Raw genomic sequence first — 2,482 nt, forward strand, 5'->3', positions numbered from 1 at the left:
ACCGCCGCCGCCAGCGCGGGTAGCACCCTGGCTGAGCACCATCCGCACCTGGTGCCACTGGCTCAGCGGGTGCTCGAGCCGACCGAGGTCGAGGTCCTGGACGGCCATGATGTGGTTTTCCTCGCGCTACCGCACGGATACTCCGCGACGTTGGCGCAAGAGCTCAGCTCCCAAACGCTGGTGGTGGACTGTGGCGCGGATTTCCGTCTGGCCGACCCGAGCGCGTGGGAGCGCTTCTACGGCTCGCCGCACGCCGGCAACTGGCCCTACGGGCTACCGGAGCTGCCCGGCAGCAGGGCATCGCTGCGCGACGCCCGCCGCATCGCGGTACCGGGCTGTTATCCCACCGCTGCGTTGTTGGCGCTTTTCCCCGCGGTTGCCGCAGACCTCATCGATCCCGCCGTGACCGTCGTCGCGGTCAGCGGCACTTCCGGCGCCGGCCGCGCCGCCAAGACCGACCTGCTTGGTTCGGAGGTCATCGGGTCGGCGCGGGCTTACAACATCGCCGGCGCACACCGGCACACCCCTGAAATTGTCCAGGGGCTAAAGCAGGTCACCGACCGGGACGTCACCGTGTCGTTCACGCCGGTGCTCATCCCGACCTCGCGCGGCATTTTGGCGACCTGCACCTCGCGTACCCAGTCACCGCTGTCGCAGCTGCGCGCCGCCTACGAAAAGGCTTACCACGCTGAACCGTTCGTTCACCTTCTGCCCGAAGGACAACTGCCGCGCACCGGTGCGGTGATCGGCAGCAACGCCGCGCACATCGCGGTAGCGGTTGACGAGGACGCCGCCACGTTCGTCGCCATCGCGGCGATCGACAACCTGGCCAAGGGGACCGGCGGGGCCGCCGTCCAGTCGATGAACCTGGCGCTGGGCTGGCCGGAAATCGAGGGCCTTTCGGTGGTCGGGGTGGCGCCGTGACCGACCTGACCGCTGCGGCGCCTTTGGTGCGTGCTCAGGGGGTGACGGCGCCGGCCGGTTTCCGCGCTGCGGGGATCGCCGCCGGGATCAAAGCATCGGGTGCATTAGACCTGGCTCTGGTGTTCAACGAGGGCCCCGACTACGCGGCCGCCGGCGTGTTCACCCGCAATCAGGTCAAGGCGGCACCCGTGCGGTGGACCCAGCAGGTGCTGACCACCGGCCGGTTGCGGGCGGTGATCCTCAACTCTGGCGGAGCCAACGCCTGCACCGGCCCGGGCGGCTTCCAGGACACCCATGCCACCGCCGAGGCGGTTGCGGCCGCGTTGTCGGACTGGGGCACGGAGACCGGTGCGATTGAAGTCGCGGTGTGCTCCACCGGATTGATCGGCGATCGGCTGCCGATGGACAAGGTTCTCGCCGGGGTCGGTCACGTGGTGCACGAGATGGCTGGAGGGCTGGCCGGTGGAGAAGAAGCGGCGCGGGCCATCATGACCACCGACACTGTGCCCAAACAGGTTGCGCTGCACCATCCGAACAAGTGGACCGTTGGCGGGATGGCCAAGGGCGCGGGGATGCTTTCGCCGTCGCTGGCGACCATGCTCTGCGTGCTCACCACCGATGCGGTCGTTGAGTCCGGTGCACTGCAGGACGCACTGCGTTGGGCCGCCGCGCGGACGTTCGACCGCCTCGACATCGACGGCTGCTGCTCGACCAATGACACCGTGCTGCTGCTGGCATCGGGCGCAAGCGAGATCGCGCCGTCCCAAGCCGATCTCGACGACGCGGTGCTGCGGGTCTGTGATGACCTGTGCGCGCAGCTGCAGGCCGACGCCGAAGGCGTCACCAAACGGGTCACCGTGACTGTGACGGGCGCCGCCACCGAGGACGACGCGCTCACTGCCGCTCGGACGGTGGCCCGCGACAGCCTGGTCAAGACCGCGTTGTTCGGCTCCGATCCGAATTGGGGCCGGGTGCTGGCGGCGGTCGGTATGGCGCCGATCAATCTGGATCCAGATCGGATCACTGTGTCGTTCAACGGTTCTCCGGTGTATGTCGACGGTGTCGGGGCCGCAGGTGCACGCCAGGTGGACCTGTCAGGCAGGGATGTCGAGGTCCTCGTCGACCTCAAAATGGGCAACGGCCGGGCAGCCATCCGCACCACCGACCTGTCTCACGGCTATGTCGAAGAGAATTCGGCCTACAGCTCATGACCGCCGCCGCAGTGTCGACCGAGGCGAAGGCCCAGGTGCTGGCCGAGGCCCTGCCTTGGCTCAAGCAATTGCACGGCACGATCGTCGTGGTCAAATACGGCGGCAACGCGATGACCGACGACACGTTGCGGTTCGCGTTCGCCGCCGACATGGCGTTCTTGCGTAACTGCGGGATCCACCCGGTCGTCGTGCATGGCGGCGGGCCTCAGATCAGCGCAATGTTGCAGCGGCTCGGGATCTCTGGTGACTTCAAGGGCGGCTTCCGGGTCACCACACCGGAAGTGCTCGACGTGGCCAGAATGGTGTTGTTCGGTCAGGTGGGCCGCGAGTTGGTCAACCTGATCAAC

At 67.6% G+C, this 2,482-nt stretch carries 3 protein-coding genes; all 3 read left to right on the plus strand.

The window, feature by feature from the left end; all coding sequences use genetic code 11:
• A partial coding sequence (gene argC / locus VEI45_RS06710; protein WP_324851334.1) for an N-acetyl-gamma-glutamyl-phosphate reductase occupies nucleotides 1-924 on the plus strand: 924 nt, incomplete at its 5' end.
• A complete protein-coding gene (gene argJ / locus VEI45_RS06715) occupies nucleotides 921-2,135 on the plus strand; it encodes a bifunctional glutamate N-acetyltransferase/amino-acid acetyltransferase ArgJ (RefSeq protein ID WP_324851335.1) in 1,215 nt (404 codons plus the stop codon). The genes argC and argJ, both read left to right, overlap by 4 nt.
• Nucleotides 2,132-2,482 (plus strand): acetylglutamate kinase (gene argB / locus VEI45_RS06720; RefSeq protein WP_324851337.1); only part of this gene is annotated, 351 nt, incomplete at its 3' end. The genes argJ and argB, both read left to right, overlap by 4 nt.

The sequence above is a fragment of the Mycobacterium sp. genome (assembly GCF_035623875.1).
Classification (GTDB): Bacteria; Actinomycetota; Actinomycetes; order Mycobacteriales; family Mycobacteriaceae; genus Mycobacterium.